The sequence below is a fragment of the Curtobacterium caseinilyticum genome (assembly GCF_030363035.1).
GTDB lineage: Bacteria > Actinomycetota > Actinomycetes > Actinomycetales > Microbacteriaceae > Curtobacterium > Curtobacterium caseinilyticum.
The window spans coordinates 93,968-119,509 of record NZ_JAUCMN010000009.1; the positions used below are offsets into that span (position 1 = coordinate 93,968).

Below are 25,542 nucleotides of genomic sequence, written 5' to 3' on the forward strand. Positions count from 1 at the left end.
GGTCCCGCGTGTCCCGCAAAACGCAACGTTGGCGGTTGCTCGCAGCGCTGTACCGCTGCGAGCAGCCGCCGAGGTTGCGTTTCGCGAAGGGGAAACGCCGGCGTAACGCGGGGTCCCTAGGGTGTGGCGGGTGGACCTCCGCGACTTCGACTCCGCCCCCGCCGACGACGCCCGACGGACCGCCCTGCACTGGGCAGCGGTGCCGGTCTGGGCCGACGCCCTGGTCGCTGCCCGACCGTTCCGCACCGTGCCCGCCCTGGTCGCCGCGGCGACCGAGGCCGCAGCGGAGTGGACCGCGGCGGACCTCGACACCGCCCTCGCAGAGCACCCGCGCATCGGCGAGCGCACCACCGAGGCGTCGTCGGCCCGCGAGCAGGGTGCGATGGCCACCGCCGACGACCGCGTCGCAGCGGCGATCGCCCGCGGGAACGCCGCGTACGAGGACCGGTTCGGCCGGGTGTTCCTCGTGCGAGCCGCCGGCCGGACGCCCGAGGAGCTCCTCGCCGAGCTCGAGCGGCGGCTCGCGGGGGACCCGGAGACCGAGGTCGCCGAGGCCACGGCGGCCCTCGCCGACATCGCCGTGCACCGGATCCGCGCGACCTTCGGCGTCCCGCACCTGACCACGCACGTGCTCGACGCCCGCACCGGCACCCCGGCCGCGGGCATCGTGCTGACGCTGCGCACCACCGACGGCGAGGTCCTGGCCACGGGAGAGACCGACGCGGACGGTCGCGCCGGACTCGGCCCCGACGTGCTGCCCCGCGGCGACCTGGAGCTCCGGTTCGACACCGGCGCCCACCACCGCGCCGCCGGGGTCCCGACGTTCCACCCGTACGTCGTCGTGGCGTTCACGGTGACCGGGACCGACCACCTGCACGTGCCGCTGCTGCTCAGCCCCTTCGCCCACAGCACCTACCGCGGCAGCTGAGCGCCCGGCCGCGCCGCGCCGCGCCGCGCCGCGCCGCGCCGCGCCCGAGTCTCGCGTGAGCGGACAGTTTCGCGGCATCACGGGCGCGAAACCGTCCGCCCAGCCGAGTCTCGCGGGCGCGGCGGGCGCGGCGAGCCCGGCGAGCCCGGCGGGCGGCGGCGACCGATCAGCCGCGGCCGTCCCCGACGGGCACGACCGGCGCAGCCGAGCGCACGGCGTCGTACGACCCGACCACGGGGTCGTCGCCGTACCGCTCGCGGACCCCTCGTGACCCGAGCAGCAGGTTGAGCAGGATCGCCGCGACCGCTCCGGACGAGATGCCCGAGTCGAACACGAGCGTGAACCACGTCGGGAACGCCCCGTAGACCTCCGGCGCCACGGTCGGCAGCAGCGCGATCCCGAGCGGGAGCGCCACGACGAGCACGTTCCGGTTGTCGAACCGCACCGTGGACAGCGTGCGGATGCCGCTCGCCGCGACCATGCCGAACAGGGCGACCCCGGCCCCGCCGAGCACCGCGTGCGGCACCGCCTCGACGACGGCAGCGACCTTCGGCACGAGGCCGAGCACGACGAGGATCCCGCCGGCGGCCGTCGCGACCCAGCGGGAACGCACGCCGGTCAGCGCCACCAGCCCGACGTTCTGCGCGAACGCCGTGTAGGGGAAGGTGTTGAAGACGCCGCCGACGACCGTGCCGAGTCCGTCCGCACGCAGCCCGTCGGCGAGGGTCCGCTTCGACACCGGACGACCGACGACCTGTCCGACGGCCACCATGTCGCCCGTGGTCTCGGTCATGATGACGAGCCCGACGACGAGCATCGACACGATCGACGCCGGGTCGAAGGTCGGCAGCCCGAAGTGGAACGGCGTGACGACCGCGAACCAGGCCGCGTCGCCGATGCCCGAACCGTCGACCATGCCGGGGACGACGAGCGCGGCGACGGTGCCGAGCACGAGCCCGAGCAGCACCGACACCCGTGCGAGGCCGCGCGGCGCGAACCGCTCGACGAGCACGATCGCCAGCAGGACCCCGGCGGCGAAGGCCACGTGGACCGGGTCCGCCGCGCCGTCCTCGCCTCCGTCCGTGATCCACCCGGCGGCGACGCTCATCAGCGAGACGCCGATGATCGTGATCACCGTGCCGGTCACGATCGGCGGGAACAGCCGGACGAGCTGCGAGAACCACGGCGCGACGAGCACCATGAACACCCCGCAGGCGATGGTCGCCCCGTAGACGGCGGTGATGCCGTGTGCCGTCCCGATCGCGATCATCGGACCCACGGCCGCGAAGGTCACGCCCTGCACGAGCGGCAGCCGGACCCCGAAGCGCCAGAAGCCGACGGACTGCACGATCGTCGCGAGTCCGGCGACGAACAGGTCGGCGCTGATGAGGAACGCCAGGTCGGCCCGGTCGAAGCCCAGCGCGCCGCCGACGATGAGCGGTACGGCGACCGCGCCCGCGTACATCGCCAGGACGTGCTGCAGGCCGAGCGGCAGCAGACGCGCGAGCGGCGGGACGGTGTCGACGCCGTCGGTGTGCTCGGTGGTGGTCCTCGTGCTGGTCATGTGCGTCCCCTCGGCGTCGCGGTCACCTGTCACGACGACGCTAGGGAGCCCCTGTTTCCGCGCGGTGACGACCGCGGGTCGCGCGCATCACGCACCGCCCGTCCGGAACGGACGTTCCGTCCGCGTCGTGACCCGCGGACGGACGGGAGGCGCGGTGCCGTCCGGCACCGCGCCTCCCGTCCGTCTCCTGGGCGCGTCAGCGACCGATGGACGACATGTCGGGGTAGCGGTCACCGGTCGGGACCGGCAGCGCCGACAGGCGCGCGAGCTGGTCGGCCGAGAGCGTCACGTCGGCGGCGCCGACGTTCTCCTCGAGCCGGCTGACCCGCTTCGTGCCGGGGATCGGCACGACGTCGTCGCCCTGGGCCAGGAGCCACGCGAGCGCCACCTGGGCCGGGGTCGCACCGACCTCGTCGGCGACGGTCCTGACCTCGTCGACGATGCGCATGTTCTCCGCGAAGGCCTCCTCCTGGAACCGCGGGTTCTGCTTCCGGAAGTCGTCGTCGTCCAGGTCGGACGGCTTCGTGATCGCACCGGTGAGGAAGCCGCGGCCGAGCGGCGAGTAGGGGACCAGGCCGATGCCGAGCTCGCGCAGCGTGTCGAGCACGTCGCCCTCCGGGTCCCGCGTCCACAGCGAGTACTCGCTCTGCAGCGCGGTGACCGGGTGCACCGCGTGGGCCTTGCGGATCGTGGCGGCGCTCGCCTCGGACAGACCGATGTGGCGGATCTTGCCCTCCTGCACGAAGCCGGCGAGCTGTCCGATGACGTCCTCGATCGGGACCGCCGGGTCGACGCGGTGCTGGTAGTAGAGGTCGATGTGGTCGGTGCCGAGGCGTCGGAGGGAACCCTCGAGCGCTTCGCGGACGGACTCCGGCGCGCTGGAGATGCCGCGCTGCTGGGTCGGCGTCTCCTCGCCGGCCTCGTGCCGGTACAGGCCGAACTTGGTGGCGATCACGACCTGGTCGCGGCGGTCGCCGAGGGCGCGGCGGAGGAGTTCCTCGTTCGTGTACGGGCCGTAGGCCTCGGCGGTGTCGAAGAGGGTGACGCCGAGGTCGATCGCGCGGTGGATCGTGCGGATCGACTCGTCGTCGTCGGAGCCGGCGCCCGTGTAGAAGGCGCTCATGCCCATGGTGCCGAGGCCGACGGGGCCGACCTCGAGGTCTGCGAGCTTGCGTGTCTGCATGGTGCCGGTCTACTCCTGTCGGCCGCTCGCCAGGGAGGTACCACCGCGGCTACGCTGACCGGACGGACAGGTGTCCGGGACGGAAGGGGAACGTCATGACCGTGGTCTGGATCGTCATCGGGGTCGTCGTGCTCGTCGCCGCGGTGCTCGTGGTCCTCGAGGTGCAGAACGTCCGCCGCCGCAGGGCCCTGTCGCACCTGGGACCCGTCGACCCCCGGGTCGGGGAGCGCGCGATGTCCGAGGCGTCGGCAGCGCACTCCGTGATCGAGGGCCAGGCGAAGTCCGCGCACCCGGGCATCAGCGGCGCGGGCGGTGGCCCGCTCGCCTGAGCTGCCTCGATCGACACCGTTGCAGGTTCCGCTGCACGGTGTTGCACTCGGCACCGCGCGCGCTCGTGCGGTTCCTCCAACGCGCTCGACCGTGTGCCCGGGCACTGGTGTGATCGGCACGTGAACCTGTACCTGCGGCTCCTCCTGCTCGCCCTGCGTGTCCGGCTCGCCGCCGTCCGACCGGGGCGCCGGCCGTCACTGTGGGACGAGGCCCGCACGCCGTTCCGCGTGGTGCCGACGGACCTCGACCCGCTGCGGCACGTCAACAACGGCAAGTACCTGTCGATGCTCGACCTCGGCCGGTACGACCTGCTCGCCCGGTCCGGCTTCTGGCAGGAGGCCTCGCGGCGCGGCTGGTACGCCGTCGTGGCTGCGCAGACCATCACGTACAAGCGCTCCCTGACGCTCGGGCAGCGCTTCACCCTCGTGACGAAGGTGCTCGGGACCGACGAGCGGGCGGTGTACATCGAGCAGACGTTCGTGCGGCAGGGGGCGGTGGTGGCGCGGGCGGTCGTGCAGGCGCGGTTCCTCCAGCGCGAGGGCGGGTCGGTGACGCCGGACGAGATCCTGGCCGCGACGGGCGGGGCGCCGCGGGACCTCACGCTGCCGAGTTGGGTGCACGCGTGGGCGGACGCGGTGCGGATCAGCAGTAACGGCGGGGTGCGCTGACCCGACGGGTGGCGGCCGGCCGGCCGGACAGGACGCGGCGGCGACCGGCCGGACGGGACGCGGCGGCGACCGACCGGCCAGCGGAACGTCCTCCGCTCGGGCGATGGCCGTGGCTCGGACGAGGCGTAGAACAGGTCTCGTGCAGCAGGACGAACCTCGTGCCGACGACCGCGACGGCCATGACGGCCAGGGCAGCCACGACGCCCACGACGCCCACGACGGACGGCGCCGACAGGCCACGCGCCGAGCGGTGATCGCCGGCGGCATCGGCCTCGGCGTCGCCGGGGTGCTCGCCGCCTGCTCCCGCCCCGGACCGGCACCGAGCGGCAGCCCGACGGCGTCCGGTCCCGCGTCGGGGCCCTCCGGCTCGGGCACCCCGTCGTCGGCCCCGTCCTCGCCGGCGTCCGGCGGCCCCGACTCGTGGGACGCCCTCGCCGCCGCGGTCTCGGGCACGCTGCTGCGGTCGGGATCGTCCGGGTGGGACGCCGCCCGCGTGCTGCAGAACCCCCGGTACGACGACGCTGATCCGCAGGCCGTCCTCCGCGTGGCCGGCGACGCCGACGTGCAGGCCGCGTTCGCCTTCGCCCGGAACACCCGGACCCCGGTCGCGCTGCGGTCCGGCGGGCACTCGTACACGGGGTGGTCGGCCGGAGGAGCAGCGGGGACCGGCGTCCCGCGGTCGCTGGTGATCAGCACGCAGGACCTCGATGCCGTCCGGGTCGACGGCGACACCGCGACGATCGGCCCCGGAGCACGCCTGGCGGACGTGTACGCGGCACTCGCCCGTTCGGGACGAGCGATCGGGTCCGGCTCGTGCCCGACCGTCGGCATCGGCGGGCTGACCCTCGGCGGGGGCGTCGGCGTGCTCGTCCGGTCCTTCGGCCTGACGTGCGACCAGCTCACCGGCGTGACGCTCGTCACCCCGGACGGCTCGGCGCACCAGGTGTCCGCCACCGCGGAGCCCGACCTGTTCTGGGCGTGCCGCGGGGGCGGCGGGGGCACCGTCGGCGTCGTCACGTCGATGACGTTCCGGACGCAGCCCGCCCCGCCGGTCCTGCTGTTCAGCATCGTCTTCCCCTGGGCCTCGGCGGCCGCGGTGGTCCGTGCGTGGCAGGACTGGGCGCCGGTGGCGGACCGACGGCTCTGGTCGACGCTGAAGCTGTTGAACGGTACGCGGCACAGTGCCCCGACCGTCACCGTGACGGGGGTCTGGACGGGCCCGAAGAGCGGCGCCGACGCGTCCGTCGACGGGTTCATCGCGGCGACCGGTGCCACGCCCACGTCCCACACCGCTGACGAGCTGACCTACGGCGACGCCATGGTCCGGCTCGCCGGCCGGTCCCAGCGGGTGTCGGAGGCGGCGACGTCGTCGATCGGCACGCGGAAGCTGTCGGACGCCGAGATCGCGGTGCTCGTGCGGCAGGCCGCCGCGGCCGGTGACGTCGCCGGCAACAGGGAGGGCGGGGTCGCCCTCGACGCACTCGGCGGAGCCGTCGCGGACGTCGGGCGGACGGACTCGGCGTTCCCGTGGCGGAACGCCCTGATGACGGTGCAGTACACCGCGGTGTTCGCCGACGGTGCCGACCCGACCCCGTTCGACGCGTACGTCCGGGGCTTCCGGCAGGCGATGGCGCCGGCGTGGGGCTCCGGCGCCTACGCGAACTACTGCGACGCCGCGATCACCGACCCGTCGGCGTACTTCGACGTGAACACCTCGCGCCTGCACCGGCTCGCCGAGCAAGCCGACCCCGGCGGAGTGCTCGACCAGCCGCACTGGGTCTGACCAGGCCGCACCGACCCCGACCGCGTCGGCGCACCGTGCGGGCCGCGCTCCGGGCGCGCCGCCCGCGACCGCCACCGCGACCCCGACCCTCGGCACCCGCACCGCCCTACGATGAGCGGCATGGACGACGACGACCTGGTGCTCACCGATGCCGCCGCCTGGCGTGCGTGGCTCGACGAGCACGAGGACGACCCCGACGGCGTCTGGCTGGTCCTGGCGAAGAAGGGCACCAGGGGGCCCACGACGCTGTCGTACGACCAGGCCCTCGACGAGGCGCTCTGCTCCGGCTGGATCGACGGCCAGAAGCGCGGTCGGGACGCGACGACCTTCCGCCAGCGCTTCACGCCGCGGCGTCGGGCGTCGCTGTGGTCGCAGCGGAACATCGGGTTGGTCGCGACGCTCGAGGCCGGCGGACGCATGCGTGCCCGCGGCCGTGCCGAGGTCGCCCGCGCGCAGGACGACGGCCGGTGGGACCGCGCGTACGCCGGCGCCGCGACCGCCACCGTGCCCGACGACCTGCGGGCCGCGCTCGACACCGCCCCTGCGGCCGCGGCCCTGTTCGCCGAGCTCGACGCGACGAACCGGTACGCGGTGCTCCACCGGGTCGTGACCGCGCCGAGCGACACCGCCCGGGCAAACCGCATCGCGAAGCTCGTCGGTGGTCTCGAGTGCGGCGAGACGCCGTACCCCCGCCCGGACAGCCGGACCTGACGGTCAGGACGCGGGCGTAGACCGGGTCCATGACCACTGGTACCGACACCACGAACCGTCCTGCCGCCGCCTCGGGCACGTTCCGCATCGGTGGCGACCTCGAGGTCCACCGACTGGGCTACGGCACGATGCAGTTGACCGGCCCGGGCGTCTGGGGTCCCCCGAAGGACCACGACGAAGCCGTCCGCGTGCTCAAGCGCGCCGTCGAGCTCGGCGTCGACTTCTTCGACACCGCCGACTCCTACGGCCCGTACGTCGCCGAGGAACTCCTCAAGGAAGCACTCCACCCCTACGGCGACGACGTCGTCATCGCCACGAAGGCCGGCCTGACCCGCACGGGCCCGAACGAGTGGCCGCCGGTCGGCCGCCCGGAGTACCTGCGCCAGGAGGCCGAGATGAGCCTCCGCCGCCTCGGGCTCGAGCGCATCGACCTGTTCCAGCTGCACCGCATCGACCCGAAGGTCCCGCTCGAGGACCAGGTCGGCGAGCTGAAGAAGCTGCAGGACGAGGGCAAGATCCGCCACATCGGTCTGTCCGAGGTCTCCGTCGACGAGGTCAAGGCCGCGCAGGAGCACGCGACGATCGTCACCGTGCAGAACCTCTACAACCTCACCGACCGCTCGGCCGAGGAGCTCCTCGACTGGTCCGAGGAGCAGGGCATCGGCTTCATCCCGTGGTTCCCCCTCGCCACGGGTGGGCTGACCGGCACCGAATCGCCGCTCACCGAGCTGGCGAAGGAGAAGGACGCGACCCCGGCACAGGTCGCGCTCGCGTGGCTGCTGAAGCGGTCGCCCGTGATGCTGCCGATCCCCGGTACCTCGAGCGTCGACCACCTGGAGGACAACCTGCAGGGTGCGACGATCGAGCTCACCGACGACGAGTTCGCGGAGCTGTCGAAGCTCGCCGACTGAGGCGGAGGCCGGTCACGTCACCGACGTGACCGGGGGACGGACGGGAGGCCCGTGGCGACACCGCCACGGGCCTCCCGTCCGTCGCGTGACCGTTTCGTGACTTGTCGTCGCCTACCGGGTATGTGCATACTCGGTATGTCCGAGGCGGACGACGAGGGGGGACACGATGAGCGTCAAGATGGGCGTACTCGCGCTGCTGGTGGGAGGACCCGGGTACGGGTACCAGCTCAGGGGGGAGTTCGAGCATCGAACCGGGGGGAGCTGGCCGCTCAACATCGGCCAGGTCTACACGACGCTCGACCGCCTCGAACGCGACGGCCTCGTGGCCCGCGGCGACGCCGACGACGACGGACACGTCGTCTACACGGCGACCGACGCGGGTCGCGAGGCGGTCGCACGTTGGTTCAGCGAGCCGGTGCCCGCGAAGCGCGGTCGTGACGAGCTCGCGATCAAGTTCGCCCTCGCGGTGACCGTGCCGGGCGTCGACGTGCCCCGGCTCGTCCAGGTCCAGCGCGGATCGGCGATGCGAGCGCTGCAGGACCTGACCCGGCTGAAGCGCACGACGGACCCGGCCGACGACCTCGCGTGGTCGCTCGTGCTCGAGTCGATGGTCTTCCAGGCCGAGGCCGAGGTGCGGTGGCTGGACCACGTCGAGGCGAGCGTCACGAGGTACATGCCGCCGGCGGCACGTACGGTGCTCGACGCCGAACGCGCAACGGCCGCGCCGGTCGAGGGGACCGTCCGATGACCACCGACGCGACGACACCGCTCCTCGCCCTGGACGCCGTGAGCGTCCAGTACGGCAGCGGCGCGCAGGCCGTAACCGCCCTCGCCGGCGTTGATCTCGCGATCCGACGCGGTGAGATGGTCGCCGTGATGGGCACGTCGGGCTCCGGGAAGTCGACGCTCCTCGCATGCGCCGGCACCCTGCTCCCGCCGACGAGCGGCGAGGTCCGGATCGACGGCGAGTGGGTCTCCGACCGCCCGTCGCGCGAGCTCTCGGCGCTCCGCCGTCGCCTGGTCGGCTTCGTCTTCCAGGACTTCAACCTCATCCCGTCACTGAGCGCGGTGGAGAACGTGGCACTGCCGCTCGAGCTCGACGGGTGGAAGGCGAGCAAGGCCCGTCGTGCTGCCGAACTGGCGCTCGAGAACGTCGAGCTCGGCGACCGTGCCGACGCGTTCCCGGACGACCTGTCCGGCGGCCAGCAGCAGCGCGTCGCCATCGCCCGCGGTGTCGTCGGTGAGCGACGGCTCGTGCTCGCGGACGAACCGACCGGAGCGCTCGACTCGCAGACCGGTGAGGTCGTGCTCCGCATGCTCCGCCGGCACGTCGACAACGGAGCCGGCGCCCTGCTCGTCACCCACGACGCACGGCACGCCGCCTGGGCTGACCGCGTGGTGTTCCTGCGGGACGGCCGGGTCGTCGACGAGACGGTGTACGCGGGGGTCGAGGCGCTCGTCGGTCGAGCGGCGTCGTGAACCGTCGTCGGCGGACCGCCGGCGCCGACCCGGAGCACCGAGGCGCACGCGGTGCGCGCGGTCGCACCGGTCGCACGCCCCGCACCCGCACCCGCACCCCGTTCGCCCTCCGTCCGGCCCTGATGCTCGGCCGACGCCTGGCGTTCGCCAAGGTCGGACGGGCCGCGCTGATCGTCTCCCTCATCGGCATCCCCACCGCGGGGTTCGCCGCGGCCGCCGTGGTCGTGCAGTCGACGCAGCCGACCACCGAGGAGCAGCTCCGGTACGACCTCGGGCACGCAGCCGCGCAGATGCGGCTCTCGGGCCCGGACCTGCCCGGCATGCGGCAGGACCGGGTGCAGTGGCAGTACACCGAGTCGGCGCGGAACAGCCCGGTCGCGACGGCCGACGAGTCCAGCCCGTGGGCCGACCTGCTCGACCACGTGCCGTCCGGTGCGGACGCGATCCCGGTCACGTCCGCACAGGTCGTCGTCGCCGGACCGAAGGCCCCGGTCGCCGTCACGGCGGTCGAGGGGTCCACCTGGTCGCCGGAGCTCGACGGGCACTGGCACGTGCTCACCGGCAGCGCGCCCACGGCGTCCGACCAGGCGATGGTCACGCCCGCGACCCTCGCGCGGCTCGACCTGGCCGTCGGCGACACCGTCACCGTGACCGACCCCGTGCGCGCGCGCTTCACGGTCACGGGCACCATGCGCGACGCGGGCTCCGGTCCCGACGGCGAGGGCGTGTTCCTGCCGTGGGGGACCCTGCCGGCCGAGACCCCCGTCCCCGCCCTGCGCGGCGCGGCCGACACGACCGTCTACCTGCCCCACCACGCCCCGACCTGGTCCGAGATCCGCGGGCTGAACGCGCACGGCATCGTCGTGGAGTCGCGCCCCGTGGTGCTCGACCCGCCGGACGAGCGGCTGGCGGGCGCTGGGGTCAGCAGCGTCGCCACCGCGTACTTCGGCGCCCTCGCCCTGGTCGGGGTGTTCGCCGCGTTCGAGGTCGCACTGCTCGCCGGGGCCGCGTTCCTCGTCGGCACCCGCGCGGACACCCGCACGTACGCGATCGTCACGAGCGTCGGTGGCGAGCGCGGGTTCGTCCGCGCCGTCGTCGCCGGGTCCGGTCTCGTGCTCGGCGCGGCCGGCGCGGTGCTCGGGACGGCGCTCGGGACCGGCCTCGGGGTCCTGGCCGTCCGGCTGCTCGACGACGGCAACGTCACCTCGTGGCCGGGCCTGCACGTCCCGGTGCTCGCCCTGCTCGCGATCGCGGCGGTCGCCGTCGTGGCCGGACTCGTCTCCGCCCTGGTGGCTGCCCGCACCGCGACCCGGATCGACGTCCTCTCCGCCCTCCGCGGTTCCCTGCGCCCTGCGGCTCCCCGGCCCCGCGCGGAGCGACGCCGGCGGGTCTGGGTGCCCGTCCTGGTCGTCACCGGGTCGGTGATGACGCTCGCGTGCGGTGTCGGCGTGCTCGCGCTGCAGGACCGCCCGGTGCAGGGGGACGACTGGGCGTGGGTGGCCGGGATCGGCGTCGCACTCGGTCCCTGCCTGGTGCAGCTCGGGGTCGCGCTCGCGTCGCCGTGGCTCCTGGCCGGGGTCGCCCGGCTGTCGGCACGCCTGGGGCTGTCCGCCCGCATCGCCGCGCGGGACGCCCGACGGAACCCGGTCCGCACGGTCCCGGTGCTCGCGAGCGTGATGAGCGTCGTGTTCGTCGCCTCGGTCGTGATCACGTGGAGCGCGTCGGAGCACGCGCGGTACGTCCGCGACTACGAGTACGGCACCGCGGTCGGGGTCGCGACGACCTCCGTCGCCCTGACCGACCAGGACGGGAACAGCGACGGCTACGACGCCGCCGTGACCGCGAAGGCGGCCCGGGTGCTGTCCGGCGTCCTGAGCGACGCGGACGTGCGCGTCCTCGCCGTCAACCGCGAGGACGCCGGCGAGGGCCCGACGACGGTCAGCATCCCGCACGACTTCGCCGGGCGCGAGTGCCCGACGTCGAACACCACGACGTGCGCGAGCTTCCTGCAGGTGACCGGCGGGGGCACACCGCACATCACGGCCGGCACGGTCGACGACTACGCCCTGCTCACCGGCCACCGTCCCTCGTCCGCCGTGCGTCGTGCCCTCGCCGAGGGCCGGGCCGTGGCGCTCTGGCCCGAGTACGTCCGTGACGGTGCCGTCCGGATCGACACCTGGCGGGACCGGACCCTGGACGACCTCGAACCGCTCGAGGAAACCCGTCCGGACGCGTCCACGAGCATCCCGGCGATCACCGACGTGCAGACGCCGCGGATCCAGGTCGGCGTGTTCATGACCCGCGAGACCGCGGCGGCCCACGGGGTACGGCTGGTCGACGGCGAACTCGCCGTCGCGTTGCCGCAGGACCTCTCGCCGTCGCAGTACGACGAGCTGTACTCCGCATGGCAGAGCAGCGGTGGTGCGGACCGGCAGCGCTGGGACGGCCCGGCCCTCGCGTACGAGCGCGGCCCGGTCGACCAGCAGGCAGCGGTGCAGGCCCTCGTGCTCGCCCTCGCCGCGGCGGTGACGATCGGCGCCACCGCGGTGGCCGTCGGTCTGGCCCGCTCGGACGGACGGCGGGACGACGAGGTCCTCGACGCGATCGGCGCGGCACCCGTCCTGCGCCGCCGGGTCTCGGCCTGGCAGGCGGCCATCCTGACCTCGATCGGGGCGGTGGTCGGCACCCTGCTCGGCCTGCTGCCGATCCGCGCCCTCACGCTCCGGTTCACCGGCGGTCCGACGGGCACGACGCACATGCCCTTCGTCGCCGACTGGCCGGTGCTGGCGCTGCTCGCCGTCGGGCTCCCGCTCGTCGTGACCGCCGGTACGTGGCTGACTGCGGGGCGGAGCCGTCGGGTGGCGGTCCGACGTGCGCACTGACCCCTCCGTCGCGGACGGCCGCGAAGCTGTGAACGGCCGCGAGGACCCTCAGCCACGCCGCGGGTTCCCCAGGTCTGGGGACTGGTCCCGGAGGGCGATCCGCGGGATACCTGTACCTGTGTCCCGCACCACCCGGCTCGCCCTCGTCGCGAGCATCGTCTCGGCCGCCTGCATCGTCGGGGCCGGGGTCGTCGTCCTCTCCTCCACCCACACCGCCAGCGCCGAGGACCGTCCGGTCGCAGCGGCGGCGGACACCCGGGTCGAGCGGGGCACGACCGACCTGGCCCGTCCGAGCACCCCGAACCAGGTCGTGACCGGGGCGCTCGACACCCCCGCCCTCGCCGATGCGGTGCCGTTCGCCTACGCGGGCGACTCCATCACCGCCCGGCCGGACTCCTGGCTGCACCAGCTCGAGCGGGACGACCGGCTGCACGCCGTCGGCGGCTACGCGCACAGCGGCTACCGCGCCGACCAGGTGCTCGCCGAGGTCGGTCCGGTGCCCGAGGCCCGGGTCCTCGTGGTCGAGGTCGGGACGAACGACGTGAACCAGGCGGTCCCCGCCGAGCGGACCATCGCCGACGTCGACGCGATCGTCCGCAAGGTCGGCGCCGAACGGGTGCTCGTGGTCGCCGGTCCGCCGTCGGACTGGACCTGGAGCCGGTGGGGGGCGGACCGCCGCTCGGGTCAGCTCGTGCTCACCGACGCGCTGCACGCCGATGCGGACGCCCACGGCTGGGCCTTCGTCGACCCGTTCCGTTCCATCCGTGCAGCGGACGGTGCGTACGTCGCCGGGACCTCGCGGGACGGGATCCACCCGACCGCCGAGGCGAACCGGGGCGTCGCGCGGGCGATGGCCGACGCGATCGAGCGCACCGCGCGCTGACCGACGGCGGTCCGTCGCGACCACTGACGGACGGGAGGCCCGTGCGGTCCCGCCACGGGCCTCCAGCCCGTCACGACTCACTCGGGCAGCGGCTCGGCGTACGTCCGGAAGTCCCCACGCTCGGAGTGGATGGTCCAGAGGCGCTCCGCGACCGCGGCCGACGAGTGGTCGTCCTGTCCGTCGTCGATGCCGAACGGGATGATGAGCTGGCCGACGTGCACCTGCTCCGCGGCGACGGCGTCGTGCAGGAGCTGCGCGTAGGCGCTCTCCCCGGCGAACGCGACCGAGGTGCCGGTCACGCGTGCGCCGGGACGGACCGCGCTGCCGCCGTTCACGAACAGGATCGTGCCCTTCCCGATCGCCCGCATGCCGGGCAGCACCTGACGGACGGCGTTCACGGAGCCGTAGACCGAGAAGTCGATCGGGCCGACGAGGTCCTCGGCCGTGGTCTCGAGCACCGGGCGCATGTACTCCTTCGCGGGCAGCGGGCTGTACTGCAGCACCTCGATCGGACCGAGCTGCTCGGTCGCGGCCTCGAGCGCGCTGCGGAGCGAGTCGCCGTCTCGGACGTTCGCGGCGAAGCCCTGCGCCTGGTACCCGGAGTCGCGGAGCTCCGCGGCGAGCGCGTCGAGCCGGTCCTGGTTGCGGGAGATCAGCGCGATGGCGAAGCCCTCGCGGCCGAATCGGTCCGCGACGGCGAGCCCGAGGCCCTTGCCGGCCCCGACGATGGCGATGGTGGTCATGGTGGTCCTCTCCGACCGGGTGGGTGTGCGACCGACGGTAGGCCGGTGTGCGCAGCGGTGAGGGGTCCCGCCGGGAACCCCCAGGCGTTTCCCGACCCGGGCGTGTGGACTCGGACCACGACCCGGGAGGATCACCGTGGACACCACCCGCAGCACCCGCCACCGCAGTCGGCGCGCCTGGAGCGCCGTGGGCCTCGCCGCAGCCGCCGCGCTCGCCCTGACCGCCTGCTCCGACGACACCGCGACGACCGACACCTCGGGGGTGGCCGAGCAGCGCCGCACGGCGAGCCCACCCGCCGACCTCGCCGCCGGGCAGGTCGCCCCGGACGGCGCCACGACCGACGTGGTCACCGGGCTCGAGGCCCCGTGGTCGGTCGTTCCGGTCGGCGACGACGGCGACGCGTTCGTCAGCGAGCGGGACTCCGCCCGCGTGCTCGAACTCCGTGCGGACGGCTCGACGCGCGAGGTCGGTTCCGTCGACGGCGTGCGGCACGGCGGCGAGGGCGGACTGCTCGGGCTCGCCCTGCACGACGAGGACCTGTTCGTGTACTCGACCGCCGAGGACGGCAACCGGATCCAGCGCTACGAGCTCACCGGCTCCGCGGGGTCGTGGCGGCTGGGCGGTGCGACGACGATCGTCGACGGGCTGCCGGCGAACACCTTCCACGACGGCGGACGGATCGCCTTCGGGCCGGACGGCATGCTGTACGCGAGCGTCGGCGACGCCGGCAACCGGTCCGAGGCCCAGGACCGCGACTCGCTCGCGGGCAAGATCCTCCGGATCACACCCGACGGCGAGGTGCCGGACGACAACCCGTTCGACGGGTCCCTGGTGTGGTCGCTCGGGCACCGGAACGTGCAGGGCCTGGGTTGGGCGGCGGACGGCACGATGTTCGCCGCGGAGTTCGGCCAGGACCGCTGGGACGAGCTCAACGTGGTCGAGCCGGGGAAGGACTACGGCTGGCCCGAGGTCGAGGGCACCGGGGGCGAGGACCGCGGCTTCGTCGACCCCGTCCAGCAGTGGTCCACCGACGAGGCATCGCCGAGCGGGTTGACCGTGATCGGCGACACCGTGTTCGTCGCGAACCTCAAGGGGGAGTCCGTCCGGGGCGTGCCGGTCTCGGACCCCTCGACCGCGACGGAGTACTTCGCCGGGGACTTCGGGCGCATCCGCACGGTGCTTCCCGGGCCCGACGACACGCTCTGGTTCGTCACGAACAACACCGACGGCCGGGGCGACCCCCGCGACGGCGACGACCGGATCGTCTCGGTGCCCCTGACGACCGGTGGCTGACCGGGAGCGCTGACGGGGGTTCCGGCAGCACCTCGTTGCCGCGACCACGCGGCCGTAGCGTTGAGCACATGGACCACCGTGACGAAGCCCGCGACTTCCTGTCGAGCCGTCGCGCCCGGATCACGCCGGAGCAGGCCGGCATCCGGGCCTCCGGCACCCGGCGACGCGTCACCGGCCTCCGGCGCGAGGAGGTCTCGCGCCTGGCGGGCGTGAGCATCGACTACTACACCCGGCTCGAGCGCGGGAACCTGCAGGGAGTCTCGGACAGCGTGCTCGACGCCGTCGCCACCGCGCTGCAGCTCGACGCGGCAGAGCACGAGCACCTGCGCGACCTGGCCCGCCACCAGAACGAGCCGCCGCGGCGCGCCGCCCGGAGCGTGCGGGTCGCCGCCGTGCGACCGGAACTGCAGTACCTGCTCGACGTCGTCACCGACGCGCCCGCGATGATCCTGAACAACCGGCAGGACATCGTCGCCGCGAACGCCCTCGGGTGGGCCCTGCACGCCGAGATCGTCACCGGTGACCGTCCGATGAACTTCTCGCGGTTCATCTTCCTCGACGCCCGCGCGCGGGACTTCTACCAGGACTGGGACCGCGCAGCGCACACGAACGTCGCGATCCTGCGGCGCGAGGCCGGCCGGAGCCCACGCGACCCGGAACTCGCGGCACTCGTCGGCGAGCTGTCCGTGCGCAGCGACGACTTCCGCGCGCTGTGGGCCGCGCACGACGTCCGTCGGCACTACGCCGGCGTGAAGGCGTTCAACCACCGGGTGGTCGGCCCGATCGAGTTGTACTTCCAGTCACTGGAGCTCACCGAGGACCCCGGTCTGAGCCTGACCGTCTACCCCCCGACCCCGGGCAGTCCGACCGCCGACGCCCTGCGGGTGCTCGCGTCGTGGGCCGCTACCGAGCGGATCGTCGAACGGGCGACGGGTCGGGTGGCGACCCCGGAGCGGGAGGACGCGTGAGCGACACGTCCTCGCTCGAGACCCCCGCCGCGCTCCCTGCGACCACCGTCTGGCAGCGTCTGCGCTTCCGCTGGCGGGTGGAGCAGGAGGCCCACGAGCTGACCCGCGACCGCGAGCACGAGGAACGGGTCGTCGCGCAGGCCGCCGTCCACCTGCAGCCCGGGCCGTGGAGCATCGCGCTGCTCGCCCGACGGAGCCCCGGGCGCCGCCGGTGACCGCCGTGATGACACCCGGCCGCACCGTCCTGTTCGCCGTCGCGGGCGGTGCCGCCGTCGGCAACCTGTACTGGGCGCAGCCCCTGCTCGACGACGTCGCCGCGGACCTCGGCACGTCCTCGGCCCTGGCCGGCCTGCTCGTCACCCTGACCCAGGTCGGCTACGCGCTCGGGATCCTGCTGGTGGTCCCGCTCGGCGACGTCACGGACCGCCGCCGACTCGTGCCCGGGGTGTTGCTCGCCTCCGCCGTCGCGCTCGTCGGTGCCGCCCTGGCCCCGGGTTTCACAGCCCTGCTCGTCGCCCTCGCCCTGGTCGGCACGACGACCGTCGCCGGGCAGCTCCTCATCCCGCTCGCGGGTGACCTGGCCGACCCGGCGTCGCGGGGTCGGGTCGTCGGGACGATCGCCTCCGGCGTCCTGACCGGCATCCTGCTGAGCCGCACGGTGAGCGGGGTGATCGCCGGGTTCGCCGGGTGGCGTGCCGTGTACGTCGTGGCCGCCGTCGCAGCGGTCGTGCTCGCCGTGCTCCTGCGCCGGGCGATCCCCGTGCTCCCGCCGCGTGAGCGCGTCCGGTACCCACGGCTCATCGCGTCGGTGTTCCTGGCGGTCCGGGCCCACCGCGCCGTGCGGGTGACGCTGGTGATCAGCGCGTCGGTCTTCGCGGTCTTCACGATGTTCTGGACGTCGCTGACGTTCCTGCTCAGTGCGGAGCCGTACGGGTGGTCGACGACCGCGATCGGCGCCGTCGGCCTGGTCGGGCTCGCCGGTGCGGTCGCCGCGCAGCGGGTGGGACGCCTGCACGACCGCGGGTGGTCGGTACCCGTCACCGGTGGCGCGCTCGTCCTGGTGCTCGTCGCCCTCGTCGTCGCCGGGCTCGGAGGACGCTCCGTCGTGGCGGTGCTCGTGGCCGTCCTGCTGCTCGACGTCGGTGTGCAGGCGGCGAACGTGCTGAACCAGACCCGGCTCTTCGCCATCGACCCCGCCGCCCGCAGCCGCCTGAACACCGCGTTCGTCACGAGCAACTTCGTCGGCGGCGCGATCGGGTCGGCGGTCGCCGGTGTGCTCTGGAACGCCGGCGGGTGGACCGCGGTGACGATCGGGGCCGCCGTGCTGGTCGGCTTCGCCACGACGGTGTGGGCCGTGCACCGCCGTCGCGCGCTCGCCCCGCCGCAGGACAGCGCGTCCGACTGAGCGGACGACGCCCCGCCACCACACGCTCCGCCACCACCTCGGTGGAGCAGAAGACGTCGAGTGCGCCGACGGCACCCGACATCTTCTGCTCCACCCACGGCGCAGGTCGGGCGCGCGGGCAGGGCGGGCGCGCGGGCAGGGCGCGCGGCGTCAGGGGCGGAACGACTCCGCGACCTCGAGGTCGCCGTGCTCGACCTGCCAGCGCAGCGCGTCCCGCACCGTCTCGGACGCGGTGTACGCCGGTGCGTAGCCGAGCAGCCGCTCGGGCTTCTCGGTGCTGAACACCTGGCTGCGCGACAGGTGCTCCCAGCTCGCGTCGGCGTGCTCGGGAGCCGTGGTCTCCCGGAACCGGTCCCAGCTGACGGACTCGAGCCGGGCCTCCAGGCCGGACCAGGACGCGACCAGGTGGGCGTACCCGCGCACCGTGAGCGCCGTCGGAGCCGTGGCGAAGAAGTCCTCGCCCGCGGCGGCGTCCCGCTGCTCGACCGCGAGCTGGAACAGCTGCGCGACGTCGTCGGCGTGCACGTGCGCCATCGACTCGGCGCCGAGCCCGGGTACCTCGACGACCTCGCCCGCAGCCAGTCGCGTGATCACCGAGGGGTCGAGGTTGCCGAGCGGACCGATCGGCAGCCAGCCCGGACCGCTGATGTGCCCCGGGTGGATCGAGGTCGTGACGACACCACCATCGGCGGTCTCCTGCTTGAGCATCCGGGCGATGGCGTCCTTCTGCGTGCCGTACTCACCGAACGGCGGCGTCGCCGTCTCCTCGGTGATCGGCAGCACGTGCGAGACGCCGGCCCGCCAGATGGAGCCGCAGTGCACCAGGTGCGTGCTGCTGCCGCGGAGCGCCCGGACGAGCTGCTCGGCGGACCCGAGCGTGAAGCAGACGAGGTCGACGACGGCGTCCGCAGCGAGCGCCGCGATGCGGTCGCCGAACGTGCCGTCGCGGTCCTCCTGCTCGCGGTCGGCGGTGACGCGCTCGACGCGCGCCCACTCCGGGGCGTCGGCGTAGGGGGTGCTGGTGCCGCGCGAGACGGCCACGACGTCGTGGCCGGCGCGGACGAGACGGGGGACGAGGAACGTGCCGATGTGGCCGGTGGCTCCGATGACGACGATGCGCATGGCGCTCACGCTAGGCGCGCGCACCCGGGAGCGGCAGGCCCTGGCGGTGCCCCGCTGACGGACGGGAGGCTCGTGGCGGGGTCCGCCACGAGCCTCCCGTCTGGTCCTGTGGTCCGGTCAGACCGTGCGGACCGCCTGGACCGAGCCGGCGATGACCGCGGCGTCCTCGGCGAGCGCGCCGACCGGGTCCGGCAGGCCGGAGCCGCTGAGGACCTTGCGCGCGGCCCAGCCCACGAAGCTGCCCACGACCGCGCCGACACCGCCGAGGATCGCGCCCTCGATGCGGAGGTCACGGCTGCCCGTCGTGCCGAGCGCCGCGCCGGCGAACGCGCCGGCGCCGATGCGTCCGACCAGGCCCATCGGGGAGATGCGGGCCGGGGCCTTCGGGGACTTGTCGCCGATGAGCTCACCGATCGCCGAGGCGACGAGCAACCCGCGGCCGAGCGGCGTGCTGAAGGCCTTCCACTGCTGCCAGTCACCCTTCAGGGCCTTGTTGTCGTGGTTCAGGGCGAGGACGGCCAGCGGGGTGCCGCTCCGACCGCCGCTGAGGACCCCGAGTGCCAGGGTGCGGACCAGGGTGTGCTGTTCGTGCTGCTTGCTCATGGTTCTCCCGTCGTGTCAGGTCGGACGGTACTCGCGCGACGCTCGGGGGACGCAGCGGCTTGCGGGCGCTCGGAGCCGCTCCGCGTACCGTCCGCGCCATGAGCGACATCATCCTGTTCGGCGGCCACGGCAAGGTCGCACTCCTGGCGACCAGCATCCTCACGGACCGCGGGCACCGCGTCACCTCCGTGATCCGCAACCCGGACCAGCAGGACGAGGTCCGCGCGCACGGCGGAGAGCCCCGGGTGGCCGACGTGCAGGAGCAGTCCCTCACCGACTTCGCCGACCTGGTCCGCGGACACGACGCCGTCGTGTGGTCGGCCGGCGCCGGTGGCGGGTCCGCCGACCGCACGTGGGCGATCGACCGCGACGCCGCGGTGCTGTCCGTGCAGGGCGCCGCCCAGGCCGGGGTCGACCGGTACGTCATGGTGTCGTGGTCCGGGTCGAAGCTCGACCACGGGATCCCCCAGGACCAGGACTTCTTCGCCTACGCGCAGTCGAAGATGATCGCCGACGCCGTGCTCCGGGACTCCGGGCTGCAGTGGACGGTCGTCGCGCCGAGCACCCTGACCGACGACGAACCGACCGGCTCGGTCGACTGGGACGGCTCGGCGTCGCAGGTCCCGCGTGGCGACGTGGCCCACGTGGTCGCGGACGTGCTCGAGGACCCGTCGACGGCCGGCCGGACCATCCGCTTCAACGGCGGTTCGACCCCCGTCGCCGACTTCCTGCGGGGCTGAGCCCGGGCGCTGCTGCTGCGGGCGGGCTCGGGGCCCGCGGCCGCGGCGTCACGAGCATCCGCCGCCGGGATCTCCGCGGTCCATGGAGCAGAAGACGTCGAGTCGCCCGGGCGTACTCGACGTCTCCTGCTCCATCGTCGTGCCGTGTGGGCGCCCGTTCCTGAGCAGACGTGCAGGTGTTCCGGCACGATGGACGGATGTCCACGACCCGACCGCCCTCACCAGCGACCGACCAGATGCGGCCAGGCGAGCCCGTCACGACGACACCGAACCTGCGACGATGGGTGTTCTGGCCCGCCGCGGTCGTCGTGCTCGGCTTCGTCGCCTGGACCCTCATCGCACCGGCCTCCGCCGAAGCCACGTTCACCGCACTGCAGGGCGGCATCGTCCGCAACTTCAGCTGGTACTACGTCCTGATCGCCGCGTTCTTCGTCGGCTTCTCGCTCTTCGTCGGCTTCTCGAGGTACGGCGACATCAAGCTCGGCAAGGACCAGGACGAGCCGGAGTTCTCGACCGGCTCGTGGTTCGCACTGCTCTTCGCCGCCGGCATGGGCATCGGCCTGGTGTTCTACGGCGTCTCCGAACCGCTCAGCCACTTCGCGTCCCCCCGCCCCGGGGTCACCGGCACCGAGAACCAGCTCGCTCAGCAGGCGATGACCCAGACCTTCCTGCACTGGGGGCTGCACGCGTGGGCCATCTACGTCGTGCTCGGACTGGCACTCGCCTACGCCATCCACCGTCGCGGACGCCCGGTGTCGATCCGCTGGGCCCTCGAACCGCTGCTCGGCCGCCGGGTGCGTGGCGGCTGGGGCAACCTCATCGACGTGATCGCCCTCATCGGCACGCTCTTCGGTGTCGCGACCTCGCTCGGCCTCGGCGTGATCCAGATCGGCGCCGGGCTCGAGATCGCGGGGATCGCCGAGAGCAACACGGTCAGCCAGATCGCCATCATCGCCGTCATCACGGCCGTCACCATCGTGTCGCTGGTCACCGGCGTGACCAAGGGCATGAAGATCCTGTCGAACTTCAACCTGATCCTCGCCGCGGCACTGCTGCTCTTCGTCCTGATCGTCGGCCCGACGCAGTTCCTGCTGCGCGACTTCGTGCAGTCGATCGGCGCGTACCTGCAGAACGTCGTCGGGCTGTCCTTCAACGTCACCGCGCAGCAGGGTGCCGCGGGTGAGGAGTGGCAGGGCGCCTGGACCACGTTCTACTGGGGCTGGTGGATGTCGTGGGCCCCCTTCGTGGGCATCTTCATCGCCCGCATCTCGAAGGGCCGCACGGTCCGTGAGTTCGTCTTCGGCGTGCTGCTCGTGCCGACCGCGCTGACGTTCCTCTGGTTCGCGGTGCTCGGCGGCGCCGCCATCCACCGGGAGACGGACGGGTCCGGCGGCCTCGTCGGGGCCGACGGCGCCGTGGACGTGGAGAGCGCACTCTTCACCCTGCTGGGCGACCTGCCCGCAGGCGTCGTGCTGACGTTCGGCGCGATCCTGCTGATCGGTGTCTTCTTCGTCACGTCCTCGGACTCGGGCTCCCTCGTGATGGCGATGATCGCCTCGGGCGGGGACATCGAGCCGAAGAACTGGCTGCGCGTCTTCTTCGCCGTCGTCGCCGCGCTCCTCGCCGTCGCGCTGCTGCTCACCGGTGGGCTCAACGCGCTGAAGACCGCCGCGATCACCACTGCGCTGCCGTTCAGCATCGTGCTGCTCATGACGTGTTGGTCGACCGTGATCGCCTTCAACCGCGAGCGCCGTGCCTACGACAAGGCCGAGCGCGAGGTGCTGCTCGAGCACGTCGGCGCGTACTACGGGCTCGAGGTCGACGCCCCGGCGGAGCGCACGGGTGCCCGCTCGTGGCCGCTCGTCCGTCGACTCCGTGGTCGTGGGACCGGTCGTGCAGCGACGGTGAGCACGTCGCCGGACGCCTTCCCGGTGCACACCGAGAGCGTGTCCCCGGATCCCGGCATCGACGAGGCGCTGGATCCCGCACCCGCTGACGGGGACACGATCGGTCGCGACGGCTCCTGACGCGAGCCGAGGACGCAACGGGAGGCGCGGTGCCGGCTGGCACCGCGCCTCCCGTCGCGTCACGGGCCGCTCCCTCGCCGCCCTCGTGGAGCAGGAGACGTCGAGTCGCCCGGCGGCACCCGACGTCTCCTGCTCCACCGACGAGCCCGCGTCGCCCCGGACCCGAGCGCTCCGGACCCGAGCGCTCCGGGCTCAGCCGAGCTGCGCTGCGAGCACGTCCGGCGACTGCTGGAGCGAGGCCTTGACCATGGCGCTCCACTCGTCGACCACGACCTCGGCGAGCCCCTGCTCGACCCCGTCGAGCGACGCCCGCGCGACGTCGGCAGGGTCCGTCATCGTGCCCTCGTAGCCGGCCATCATGTCGGTGTCGGCCGCGCCGAGGTGCAGGCCCTGGACCGCGATGCCGGCGTCGCGGAGCTCGAGGCGCACGGCGTTCGTCATGTTCCACTCTGCGGCCTTCGCCACCCCGTACGCACCCGACCCCGGGAACGCGAACCAGGAGAGCGCGGAGAGGACGTTGACGACCGACCCGCCGCCGTTGCGCTCGATGACCGGTGCGAACGCCCGCAGCATCGACAGGGTGCCCCAGAGGTGGGTGTCGAGCAGCCGGTGGGCGTCGGCGAGGTCGTCGCGCAGGAGCGAGCCGGACCCGGCGATCCCGGCGTTGTTGACGAGCAGCGTGACGTCCTGTGCGGCCGCTGCCGCCGCCGCGACGGATGCCTCGTCCGTGATGTCGAGCGGCAGCACCTCGACGCCCTCGACGTCGACGAGCTCGGGGCGGCGGGCCGTCGCGTAGACCTTGGCGGCACCCCGCTCGAGCAGCTGGGTGACGAAGTGGCGACCGATGCCGCGGTTCGACCCGGTGACGAGTGCGACGGATCCGGCGATGTCCATGGTGACCTCCTGCCGAGCGGGCGTCTCCCGCTGCGGCTCGGCTACGGTAGGACCTGACATCAGTGTCAGGTGCAAGTGCGGATCGGAGACGACATGCGGATCGGTGACCTCGCGGCGGCGACCGGGGCGAGTGTCCGCTCGCTGCGGTACTACGAGGAGCAGGGGCTGCTCGCGGCGGAGCGGACCGCCGGCGGCCAGCGCTCCTACGCGGACGCGTCCGTCGAGCGGGTGCGGCTCGTGCAGCAGCTCTTCGCCGCCGGCCTCCCGAGCCGGACCATCGTGCAGCTGCTGCCGTGCGTCGACGCGGGGGTGGCGACGCCGGAGTCCTTCGCGCTGCTGGTCGCCGAGCGCGACCGGATCACCACGCAGCTCGCCGAGCTCGAGGCCGCCCGTGCCCGCCTGGACGAGGTCATCGCGATCTCCGAGCACCCCACGCCCGAGCACTGCCCAGCCCTGCGCGAACCGGCCGCCGCCGCGGCGTGACCGCGGTGCGGCCGGCCCGACGACCATCGCGCACCGGCCGCGCCGACGGACCCGACGACCGGCCGCGCCGACCGGCTGGTCCCACCGGCCGCGCCGGCCGGCCCGACGACCGGGAGGTGCGGCCCCCTCGGTCACCGCACCTCCCGGGACCTCACCGGTACAGCTGGATCTGGTCCAGCTCCGCGAACCCGGTCCCCTTCGTGAAGGCGATCGTGTTCGTCCCCGCGTTCAGCGTGACGCTCTTCTGCGCCCACCCGAAGCGGCCCCAGTTCACGGTCGGCGCGTAGCTCACCGCGGACGCCGTCCCCCCGTTCACCGAGACGGCGTGCGTGCTCGTCGCGCCGGTGCCGTTGTCGTACCGGACGTTCATCGTGTACGTGCCCGCGGTCGGCACCTGGACGGTGAACTGCACCCTGCTCGTCGCGTTGTTGATGTTGCCGACCTTCTGCCCGCCGACGGCGTCCACCTGCGTGACCGTGCTCGTGTCGGTGCGGGTAGCGGACTCGGCCTCGTACCGCAGCGCGTTGATCGGGACGGACCCGACGCGGACGTCGTTGTACGTGGTCGACAGGTTCTCGACGTTCGTCGCCTGGTACAGCGTCTTCCCGTCAGCACTCGAGTCGAAGCTCTGCGCGAAGCCCGAGAACGTGCCCCCCTCGGTGTCGCGGGCGTCGTAGGTCACGGCGTACGGCAGCTGCTCCCACGCGCCGGATCCCTGGTTCCGGTTCACGGCGAAGGTCTGCCCACCGTCGATGTTCCCCGACGCGTCGACCGACCACTTCGACGACACGACCACCATGCCGTTCGGGTTGCCGGCCTCGGGGATCCACCGCACCTCCGGTGAGGAGCCGAGCCCGCGTCCGTCGGCGAACGCGAGCTTCGTGCCGATGCTCGTCTCCGGGCTCCAGGTCAGGCCGTCGGGCGAGGTCTTGTAGTACACCGGCGCGGTGTTGTTCGTCTGGCTCGGGCGGTTCACGACCTCGAACGTGGCGATGTAGTTGCCGTTCGGCATCCGCGTCACGGTGATCATGCCCGGTCGGTCGCTCCTGTTCGTGGGCGCGGAGACGTTGACGAGCGGGCCCCAGGTCGCGCCGCCGTCGGTGGAGCGGCGGTAGCTGACGGCCTGCAGGACGCCCTTCGCCTTCTGCCGCTCGTCGGAGAAGTACGTCACGAGTCCGCCGTTCGCGTCGACGGCGACGGACGGCTCCCACACGGTCGAGGTGGTCGACGTCGGGCTCGGGTCGTACGTCGCGGGGCCGCCGGTGTCGACGGTGCTGACGAAGGACCAGGTCAGCCCGTGGTCGAGGCTCTTGTACATGACGAGCCGGCTGCTCGACCGGTCCGTCGGCATGATCATGCCGCTCAGCAGCAGCGTGCCGGCGGGCATCGTGCCGAGCTGGATCGGCGTCTCGTAGAGCGACGGCTGCGCGGTGCGCGTGAGCGACGGGAACTGCTTGCTCGGCGTCACGGTGGCGACCCGGGACCACGAGGTGCCGTCGTTCGTCGAGCGGTAGATCGGGTAGACCTGCACGCCGTTCTCGAGCACGAGCTGGTCGAACGTGACGAACTGCTGCCCGTTCGCCGAGCCGCTGTTCTTCAGGACGACCATCTTGGCGTAGGTGGTGCCGGCTGCGCGGCCGCCCTCGGGGTTGAAGGACGTGCCGGCGGCGGGGGAGTACACGAGGGCACCGTTGCCCGTCGTGACGGCCTCGGCGGGCGCGGGCCCGACGACGCCGACCAGGAGCGCGGCAGCCGTGGCGGCTGCGGCGAGGACGAGCGCGTGCGCTCGTCGGGGCGCCCGGAGGGCGCCGGTGCGGAGGGACATGGGTCTCCGATCGGTGGTGTGGTGGTGCTGGTGGTCGGACGGGAGGCGCGGTGCGGGGCCGCCACGGGCCTCCCGTCCGGTGTCGGTCGCCCTCGGGTCGCGACCGGTGTCCGCGG

Annotated in this window: 24 protein-coding genes and 1 pseudogene; 18 read left to right on the forward strand and 7 right to left on the reverse strand. The window is 73.4% G+C overall.

Annotation, left to right across the window (positions count from 1 at the left end; all coding sequences use genetic code 11):
- Positions 1-130: 130 nt before the first annotated feature.
- Both uraD and uraH read left to right on the forward strand, forming a co-directional pair.
- Positions 131-589, forward strand: a pseudogene (gene uraD / locus QUG93_RS13140) (2-oxo-4-hydroxy-4-carboxy-5-ureidoimidazoline decarboxylase); the annotation flags it as partial.
- Positions 590-928 carry a hydroxyisourate hydrolase gene (gene uraH / locus QUG93_RS13145; RefSeq protein ID WP_289474625.1) on the forward strand — a complete coding sequence of 113 codons (339 nt, stop codon included), beginning with the start codon at positions 590-592 and terminating at the stop codon, positions 926-928.
- 166 nt (positions 929-1,094) lie between these two features.
- Here uraH and QUG93_RS13150 read toward each other — a convergent pair whose 3' ends face one another.
- Both QUG93_RS13150 and QUG93_RS13155 read right to left on the reverse strand, forming a co-directional pair.
- Complete coding sequence (locus QUG93_RS13150; RefSeq protein WP_289474548.1) at positions 1,095-2,492, reverse strand: nucleobase:cation symporter-2 family protein; 1,398 nt, start codon at positions 2,490-2,492, stop codon at positions 1,095-1,097.
- Between the two features lie 196 nt (positions 2,493-2,688).
- A complete protein-coding gene (locus QUG93_RS13155) occupies positions 2,689-3,675 on the reverse strand; it encodes an aldo/keto reductase (protein ID WP_289474550.1) in 987 nt (328 codons plus the stop codon).
- 95 nt (positions 3,676-3,770) lie between these two features.
- Here QUG93_RS13155 and QUG93_RS13160 point away from each other — a divergent pair, with 95 nt between their 5' ends.
- From QUG93_RS13160 to QUG93_RS13200, 9 genes are all read left to right on the forward strand, one after another.
- Positions 3,771-4,004, forward strand: coding sequence for a hypothetical protein (locus QUG93_RS13160; protein ID WP_289474551.1), 234 nt, complete (start codon positions 3,771-3,773; stop codon positions 4,002-4,004).
- Between the two features lie 120 nt (positions 4,005-4,124).
- On the forward strand, positions 4,125-4,673 hold the full coding sequence (locus QUG93_RS13165; protein WP_289474552.1) for an acyl-CoA thioesterase: 549 nt from the start codon (positions 4,125-4,127) through the stop codon (positions 4,671-4,673).
- Positions 4,674-4,812: 139 nt separating this feature from the next.
- Positions 4,813-6,456 carry an FAD-binding oxidoreductase gene (locus tag QUG93_RS13170; protein ID WP_289474553.1) on the forward strand — a complete coding sequence of 548 codons (1,644 nt, stop codon included), beginning with the start codon at positions 4,813-4,815 and terminating at the stop codon, positions 6,454-6,456.
- 120 nt (positions 6,457-6,576) lie between these two features.
- Positions 6,577-7,167 (forward strand): YdeI/OmpD-associated family protein, encoded by a 591-nt coding sequence (locus QUG93_RS13175; protein WP_289474554.1) that lies wholly within the window; start codon positions 6,577-6,579, stop codon positions 7,165-7,167.
- A 29-nt stretch (positions 7,168-7,196) separates the two neighbouring features.
- On the forward strand, positions 7,197-8,078 hold the full coding sequence (locus tag QUG93_RS13180; RefSeq protein WP_289474555.1) for an aldo/keto reductase: 882 nt from the start codon (positions 7,197-7,199) through the stop codon (positions 8,076-8,078).
- A gap of 166 nt (positions 8,079-8,244) precedes the next feature.
- Entirely contained in the window at positions 8,245-8,826 is a 582-nt protein-coding gene (locus QUG93_RS13185) for a PadR family transcriptional regulator (RefSeq protein ID WP_289474556.1), read from the forward strand.
- A complete protein-coding gene (locus QUG93_RS13190) occupies positions 8,823-9,557 on the forward strand; it encodes an ABC transporter ATP-binding protein (protein ID WP_289474557.1) in 735 nt (244 codons plus the stop codon). The genes QUG93_RS13185 and QUG93_RS13190 overlap by 4 nt, the downstream gene beginning before the upstream one ends.
- Positions 9,554-12,439, forward strand: coding sequence for an ABC transporter permease (locus QUG93_RS13195; protein ID WP_289474559.1), 2,886 nt, complete (start codon positions 9,554-9,556; stop codon positions 12,437-12,439). Before QUG93_RS13190 ends, QUG93_RS13195 begins: the two co-directional genes overlap by 4 nt.
- Positions 12,440-12,557: 118 nt before the next feature.
- The gene (locus tag QUG93_RS13200; protein ID WP_289474560.1) at positions 12,558-13,322 is read left to right on the forward strand and encodes an SGNH/GDSL hydrolase family protein; all 765 of its coding nucleotides are present in this window, start codon (positions 12,558-12,560) and stop codon (positions 13,320-13,322) included.
- 77 nt (positions 13,323-13,399) lie between these two features.
- On the opposite strand, the gene QUG93_RS13205 is transcribed toward QUG93_RS13200, so the two are convergent.
- On the reverse strand, positions 13,400-14,065 hold the full coding sequence (locus QUG93_RS13205; RefSeq protein WP_289474561.1) for an SDR family NAD(P)-dependent oxidoreductase: 666 nt from the start codon (positions 14,063-14,065) through the stop codon (positions 13,400-13,402).
- Between the two features lie 136 nt (positions 14,066-14,201).
- On the opposite strand from QUG93_RS13205, the gene QUG93_RS13210 reads away from it, so the two are divergent.
- From QUG93_RS13210 to QUG93_RS13225, 4 genes are all read left to right on the forward strand, one after another.
- Positions 14,202-15,359, forward strand: coding sequence for a PQQ-dependent sugar dehydrogenase (locus QUG93_RS13210; protein ID WP_289474563.1), 1,158 nt, complete (start codon positions 14,202-14,204; stop codon positions 15,357-15,359).
- 68 nt (positions 15,360-15,427) lie between these two features.
- A complete protein-coding gene (locus QUG93_RS13215; RefSeq protein WP_289474565.1) occupies positions 15,428-16,327 on the forward strand; it encodes a helix-turn-helix transcriptional regulator in 900 nt (299 codons plus the stop codon).
- Positions 16,324-16,542: a hypothetical protein gene (locus QUG93_RS13220; RefSeq protein ID WP_289474566.1), complete on the forward strand. Its 219-nt coding sequence runs from the start codon at positions 16,324-16,326 to the stop codon at positions 16,540-16,542. The genes QUG93_RS13215 and QUG93_RS13220 overlap by 4 nt, the downstream gene beginning before the upstream one ends.
- A complete protein-coding gene (locus QUG93_RS13225; RefSeq protein WP_289474568.1) occupies positions 16,539-17,732 on the forward strand; it encodes an MFS transporter in 1,194 nt (397 codons plus the stop codon). The genes QUG93_RS13220 and QUG93_RS13225 overlap by 4 nt, the downstream gene beginning before the upstream one ends.
- 150 nt (positions 17,733-17,882) lie before the next feature.
- Here the strand turns inward: QUG93_RS13225 and QUG93_RS13230 are convergent, their stop codons facing one another.
- Together QUG93_RS13230 and QUG93_RS13235 are read right to left on the reverse strand one after the other, a co-directional pair.
- Entirely contained in the window at positions 17,883-18,854 is a 972-nt protein-coding gene (locus tag QUG93_RS13230; RefSeq protein WP_289474570.1) for an NAD-dependent epimerase/dehydratase family protein, read from the reverse strand.
- Between the two features lie 117 nt (positions 18,855-18,971).
- Positions 18,972-19,457, reverse strand: coding sequence for a DUF4126 family protein (locus QUG93_RS13235; RefSeq protein ID WP_289474571.1), 486 nt, complete (start codon positions 19,455-19,457; stop codon positions 18,972-18,974).
- A gap of 98 nt (positions 19,458-19,555) precedes the next feature.
- On the opposite strand from QUG93_RS13235, the gene QUG93_RS13240 reads away from it, so the two are divergent.
- Positions 19,556-20,197, forward strand: a complete 642-nt coding sequence (locus tag QUG93_RS13240) for an SDR family oxidoreductase (protein ID WP_289474573.1) — start codon at positions 19,556-19,558, stop codon at positions 20,195-20,197.
- Between the two features lie 236 nt (positions 20,198-20,433).
- A complete protein-coding gene (locus QUG93_RS13245) occupies positions 20,434-22,224 on the forward strand; it encodes a BCCT family transporter (protein WP_289474627.1) in 1,791 nt (596 codons plus the stop codon).
- 192 nt (positions 22,225-22,416) lie between these two features.
- Here QUG93_RS13245 and QUG93_RS13250 read toward each other — a convergent pair whose 3' ends face one another.
- Positions 22,417-23,118: an SDR family oxidoreductase gene (locus QUG93_RS13250; RefSeq protein ID WP_289474575.1), complete on the reverse strand. Its 702-nt coding sequence runs from the start codon at positions 23,116-23,118 to the stop codon at positions 22,417-22,419.
- 93 nt (positions 23,119-23,211) lie between these two features.
- On the opposite strand from QUG93_RS13250, the gene QUG93_RS13255 reads away from it, so the two are divergent.
- On the forward strand, positions 23,212-23,601 hold the full coding sequence (locus tag QUG93_RS13255; protein ID WP_289474576.1) for a MerR family transcriptional regulator: 390 nt from the start codon (positions 23,212-23,214) through the stop codon (positions 23,599-23,601).
- Between the two features lie 151 nt (positions 23,602-23,752).
- Here the strand turns inward: QUG93_RS13255 and QUG93_RS13260 are convergent, their stop codons facing one another.
- Positions 23,753-25,426 carry a CBM35 domain-containing protein gene (locus tag QUG93_RS13260; protein WP_289474577.1) on the reverse strand — a complete coding sequence of 558 codons (1,674 nt, stop codon included), beginning with the start codon at positions 25,424-25,426 and terminating at the stop codon, positions 23,753-23,755.
- Positions 25,427-25,542: the final 116 nt, after the last annotated feature.

Coding starts and splice junctions, on each gene's coding strand:
- QUG93_RS13215 (WP_289474565.1), top strand. CDS start 15,428: ATGGACCACCGTGACGAAGCCCGCGACTTCCTGTCGAGCCGTCGCGCC.
- QUG93_RS13190 (WP_289474557.1), top strand. CDS start 8,823: ATGACCACCGACGCGACGACACCGCTCCTCGCCCTGGACGCCGTGAGC.
- QUG93_RS13245 (WP_289474627.1), top strand. CDS start 20,434: ATGCGGCCAGGCGAGCCCGTCACGACGACACCGAACCTGCGACGATGG.
- QUG93_RS13155 (WP_289474550.1), bottom strand. CDS start 3,675: ATGCAGACACGCAAGCTCGCAGACCTCGAGGTCGGCCCCGTCGGCCTC.
- QUG93_RS13180 (WP_289474555.1), top strand. CDS start 7,197: ATGACCACTGGTACCGACACCACGAACCGTCCTGCCGCCGCCTCGGGC.
- QUG93_RS13240 (WP_289474573.1), top strand. CDS start 19,556: ATGAGCGACATCATCCTGTTCGGCGGCCACGGCAAGGTCGCACTCCTG.
- QUG93_RS13175 (WP_289474554.1), top strand. CDS start 6,577: ATGGACGACGACGACCTGGTGCTCACCGATGCCGCCGCCTGGCGTGCG.
- QUG93_RS13150 (WP_289474548.1), bottom strand. CDS start 2,492: ATGACCAGCACGAGGACCACCACCGAGCACACCGACGGCGTCGACACC.
- QUG93_RS13260 (WP_289474577.1), bottom strand. CDS start 25,426: ATGTCCCTCCGCACCGGCGCCCTCCGGGCGCCCCGACGAGCGCACGCG.
- QUG93_RS13160 (WP_289474551.1), top strand. CDS start 3,771: ATGACCGTGGTCTGGATCGTCATCGGGGTCGTCGTGCTCGTCGCCGCG.
- QUG93_RS13205 (WP_289474561.1), bottom strand. CDS start 14,065: ATGACCACCATCGCCATCGTCGGGGCCGGCAAGGGCCTCGGGCTCGCC.
- QUG93_RS13235 (WP_289474571.1), bottom strand. CDS start 19,457: ATGAGCAAGCAGCACGAACAGCACACCCTGGTCCGCACCCTGGCACTC.
- QUG93_RS13250 (WP_289474575.1), bottom strand. CDS start 23,118: ATGGACATCGCCGGATCCGTCGCACTCGTCACCGGGTCGAACCGCGGC.
- QUG93_RS13255 (WP_289474576.1), top strand. CDS start 23,212: ATGCGGATCGGTGACCTCGCGGCGGCGACCGGGGCGAGTGTCCGCTCG.
- QUG93_RS13230 (WP_289474570.1), bottom strand. CDS start 18,854: ATGCGCATCGTCGTCATCGGAGCCACCGGCCACATCGGCACGTTCCTC.
- QUG93_RS13185 (WP_289474556.1), top strand. CDS start 8,245: ATGAGCGTCAAGATGGGCGTACTCGCGCTGCTGGTGGGAGGACCCGGG.